We start from the raw sequence: 4,403 nt of genomic DNA, 5'->3' as shown, positions 1-4,403 counted from the left end.
GAAAATCAACATCATTAAAACCTTCGGGTAGCTGTGGTCGACGAGACATCTGTTCTAGATAATGCATGGTAATGATGCCTAAGCATAGTTGGCGGCAGCTTAAGGATTTAGAAAATGCGATTGGTATTAGTCACGATTAACAATTGGCAAGCGAAGACAGATCAAGTAAGCTTTCTGACTTTTAGTTGCCGATACTTCAGCCACTATCACCAGATTCCTTTGTGAAGGTCTCTAATGTTTTGTTGATGACAGGCAACAGCCATGGCTGCACGCATAAGACGCGTGAACCCTAATAATCCCCAAAAAACGTAGTGCTTGTCACATGTTCCGCAACTTGGCCCTGCCCGCTTTATTTGTTTTAACCATGATTTTAACCGGCTGCCAGACAGTTTTTTATAAAGAGCGTCCTGCCAAGGACGATTCTAGTATTATCCAACCCGTTCCAGTTCCAGAGAAGTCGGAACATCCCATGGTGCCATCAAGACCGGAGGAGAAAACAATGCCTCCTGCCGAGACCCATGCGATTACCATTCGTGAGCAGACAATTCAAACACCTGCTCACCAGGATGGCCGGCTCGTCCTTGGCATAAATGAGACCGCGACCCTGCCAAACCTGAACCTCAAAATAGAGGCAAAACTGGATACCGGAGCCGAAAACAGTTCCGTGGATGCCAGAAATATCCAGTTTTTTGAGCGTGATGGAAAAAAATGGGTCAAATTTGAGTTACATCGTACTGCCAAAGGCACTGAGCTTATGGAGCTTCCAGTCAAGGGTGTAACCCGAATAAAACGTCCAGGGCTCGCATCTGTGGAGCGTCCGGTTGTAATGATGACCATAACCATTGGTGACATTACCCAGTCAGTTCCTGTTTCACTGACGGACCGAAGCAACTATGAGTCGCCTCTTTTGATCGGACGTACCTTTATGCAGGATCTGGCCGTTATCGACGTCAATCAGAAGTATATTGCCACTAAAACAGTGATCAGCTCCAATAACCGCAAAGCTCAGGTTCCCGTTACCCAGAAGTCATACACCAGGGCTATCATCAAACCTGTCAGCATAAAAGGTCTGGTCACAGTCGGAGCTATTGAGCATATGACTCTGCCTGATTCCGATACCGTCCTTAAAGCTCGAATTGATACCGGTGCACTGACCTCATCCATCGATGCGCGGGATATTGAGCTTTTTGAAAAAGATGGTAGAGACTGGGTTCGCTTCCAATTGGCAAACTCCAAAGGTGACCTCGTTTCCATGCAGGAACCAGTAACCCGGTTCGTACTGATCAAGCGTCATGGCGAAGAGTCTGAACGACGCCCGGTTATCACGCTTAAAGCCAGAATTGGTGACATTCTTGTGCCGACTCAATTCACTCTGCGCAGCCGGGAAAACTATGAGTTTCCGGCATTGATCGGTGCTCGCTTCCTTGAGAAACGTGCTCTGGTGGATGTATCCAGAGAATACACTTCTGATACCAAACAGCCCTGAGCGGCAAAAGCCCTCAACGGCATGCAACCTTTAGTCAGGTTCAATTGAGAACGTTTCCTTATTTCAACTGAACCTGGGATAGACAGTAAAAAGCGAGGGAAAGAATGAAAGGTCGTTTTCAGCTTGGCCTTATGGTTGCTGTACTGATTGTCGCCGGCCTGGGATTAACCCTGTACAAACACTTTGCACTGGGTTTTCCTCTGTTGGGCAAGGATGTCTCTACTGTCTGGAGTATTGAAGCCTGGGTAAGCTTTAAGGCTCAGGGGGAAGCAGCTCAGGCCAGCCTGACCCTCCCGGATCAGCAGTCTGACGTAAGAATTCTCGATGAGTCCTTTGCCTCACCTGGCTATGGCATTAACCAGACCAATGATGGCGCTCAGCGTCGTGCTGTCTGGAGCACCCGAAAAGCAGATGGTCGCCAGGATCTGTTTTATAAGGTTAAGCTCCGTCTGGAGCCCGGCATCAGCCCAAGCGTTAATGATCAGCCTGAACCTTTCATTGCGCCTGTTCTTCCCGAGCCCTATCAAACCGCTGCAAAAAGCCTGTTAAAAAGAGTTACTGACCGTTCAGCAGACCCGGTAAGTTTTGCCGGCACCATGATCAGCCAGTTTAACGCCAAAGAACCAAGCCAGAACACCAATATGCTGCTCGGCATGGTGGAAGAAGGTGTCAAGCTTCCGGACCTAATGGTCAATCTACTCCATATGGGGAATATCCCCGCTCGCATTGTCCGGGGCCTTCACCTCGAAGATGGCCGTCGCAGACAACCCATTGTGGACATGATTGAAGTGTATGACGGTACTGAATGGCAACTCTTTGACCCTAAAACCGGTAAAGCCGGTAATCCAGACGCCTTCTTCCTATGGCAGCGTGGGGCCAAATCACTTCTGGATGTAATGGGCGGAGTTAACTCTGACGTGAAGTTCTCTATTATTTCCCAGAATGTCCCAACCAGGGAGCTGGCACTGACTCAGGCAACTCAGGATGGTGCGGCATTAATCGACTTTTCAATCTACTCGCTGCCCCTGGAAGTCCAGAATGCCTTTAAGATCATTCTATTGATACCTATTGGGGTACTGGTTGTTCTATTTATGAGGATCGTCGTTGGCCTCCGTACATCCGGCACCTTCATGCCTGTCCTTATTTCCATGGCTTTTCTTCAAACGCAATTAATTCCCGGGCTGGTGATTTTCATATCCCTGGTATCCATCGGTTTATGGATAAGGTCCTTCCTCAGCCAACAGAACATGCTATTGGTCGCACGGTTGGGGGCTGTCATCATTGTTGTAATACTGATCATGGCTGCCATGAGCATCCTTAGCTGGAAACTGGGCATTACCCAGGCACTGACGGTCACTTTCTTCCCGATGATCATTCTGGCATGGACTATTGAGAGGATGTCCATCCTCTGGGAAGAAGAAGGCCCCAAAGATGTCTTGAAAGAAGGGGGCGGCAGTCTTCTGGTGGCAACCATGAGTTATCTGTTAATGTCCAACCCCATCGTTGAACAACTGACCTTCAACTTCCCTGAGCTCATGCTGACCTTATTGGGCATTGTTCTGCTGCTTGGTCAATACACCGGCTATCGGCTGCTTGAGCTCAAGCGGTTCTACCCACTGGTTCATTCTGATAAGTAGAGGTCGGCTTCCATGGGATGGTTAAGTAGTTTTGTCCAAAACACGCTGACAAAAAGCTCAATAGCAACACCTTCCCGGCTCAAGGAGTCCGGGATATTGAGCATGAACAGCCGCAACCTGAATTATATCTCTCGATATAATCCAAGGCGTCTCCTGCCACTGGTGGATGACAAACTAACCACCAAGCGCATGGCCGAGAAAGCCGGTGTAGACGTACCCAAACTGATTGGTGTGATCGAATACCAGTCAGATATTCGCAAGCTAAAGAGTATTCTTGAGCCCCTTGAGAAGTTTGTCATCAAACCGGCCAAGGGCAGTGGCGGCAAAGGCATTCTGGTGATTACCGGCCGTGATGGTGATCGATATGTTAAGGCCAGCGGCGAAAGCTTATCCTTTAACGCCATTAGCCGTGATGTATCCAATATTCTGGGAGGCCTCTACAGCCTGGGTGGAAAGGCAGACGTTGCCGTTATCGAAAGCCTGATCGTAGCGGACCCCATTTTTAATGACTACAGCTTTGAAGGTGTACCGGATATCCGGGTCATTGTTTTCCGAGGCTTTCCAGTGATGGCGATGATGCGACTTGCCACCCGAAAATCCGATGGCAAGGCCAACCTGCACCAGGGCGCGGTTGGTGTCGGCCTGGATATTGCCACCGGTAACAGCCTGAGAAGTGTTCAGCATGATTTACCGGTGAGCCTTCATCCAGACACTGGTCACAATTTCTCAACGCTCAAAGTTCCTCACTGGCATAAAATATTATGCCTGTCTGCTGCCTGCTATGAGATGACCAGCCTGGGCTATCTGGGTGTTGATCTGGTTCTGGATAAAAACCTTGGACCACTAATTCTGGAGCTCAATGCAAGACCTGGTCTTGCGATTCAGATTGCCAATGGTCAAGGCATTGAGCCCAGACTGAAAGCAATTGAATCTCTTCGGAAGCATGACCTACCTATTGAAGAGCGTGTTGTGTTTTCACAGCAGCATTTTGGTGCAATAAATCAGAAAACATAAAGTTTTCTCCAGACCATGGACGGTCAAGTCAAATCTTATAAATATAAGTAGCGCTAAAATTCGATCAGTTTTTTAAAGTTACCAGTAAACATTCTAATGGCTAAAAACGCTTGAAACCTCTGACGTCTTTTCTTTTACTGGGAATGTAATTTAAATTGTGTAAACGCTTGTCGTTAATACTCCAAAATGGAGAATAACAATGAGCGTTGAAATCAACGAAAAACTGGTAGATCAAATAGCCAGTCAGATTAAAACTCAGGATGATC

Annotated in this window: 3 protein-coding genes; all 3 read left to right on the top strand. The window is 47.9% G+C overall.

Going from position 1 to position 4,403, the window contains the following annotated elements; genetic code table 11:
- The first annotated feature begins 499 nt into the window (after positions 1–499).
- The gene (locus AK963_RS25855) at positions 500–1,486 is read left to right on the top strand and encodes an ATP-dependent zinc protease family protein (protein WP_175404659.1); all 987 of its coding nucleotides are present in this window, start codon (positions 500–502) and stop codon (positions 1,484–1,486) included.
- Between the two features lie 104 nt (positions 1,487–1,590).
- Positions 1,591–3,123: an inactive transglutaminase family protein gene (locus AK963_RS25850; RefSeq protein WP_066018245.1), complete on the top strand. Its 1,533-nt coding sequence runs from the start codon at positions 1,591–1,593 to the stop codon at positions 3,121–3,123.
- A gap of 12 nt (positions 3,124–3,135) precedes the next feature.
- Entirely contained in the window at positions 3,136–4,137 is a 1,002-nt protein-coding gene (locus AK963_RS25845; protein ID WP_066018244.1) for an alpha-L-glutamate ligase-like protein, read from the top strand.
- Positions 4,138–4,403 lie beyond the last annotated feature (266 nt).

Origin of the sequence: Endozoicomonas atrinae (genome assembly GCF_001647025.1) — a bacterium.
Classification (GTDB): domain Bacteria; phylum Pseudomonadota; class Gammaproteobacteria; order Pseudomonadales; family Endozoicomonadaceae; genus Endozoicomonas; species Endozoicomonas atrinae.
This window is presented reverse-complemented; position numbering and strand designations above follow the sequence as displayed.

Bases quoted from the DNA above. Each gene is read 5' to 3' on its own strand.
- AK963_RS25850 (WP_066018245.1), top strand. From the start codon at position 1,591: ATGAAAGGTCGTTTTCAGCTTGGCCTTATGGTTGCTGTACTGATTGTC.
- AK963_RS25845 (WP_066018244.1), top strand. From the start codon at position 3,136: ATGGGATGGTTAAGTAGTTTTGTCCAAAACACGCTGACAAAAAGCTCA.
- AK963_RS25855 (WP_175404659.1), top strand. From the start codon at position 500: ATGCCTCCTGCCGAGACCCATGCGATTACCATTCGTGAGCAGACAATT.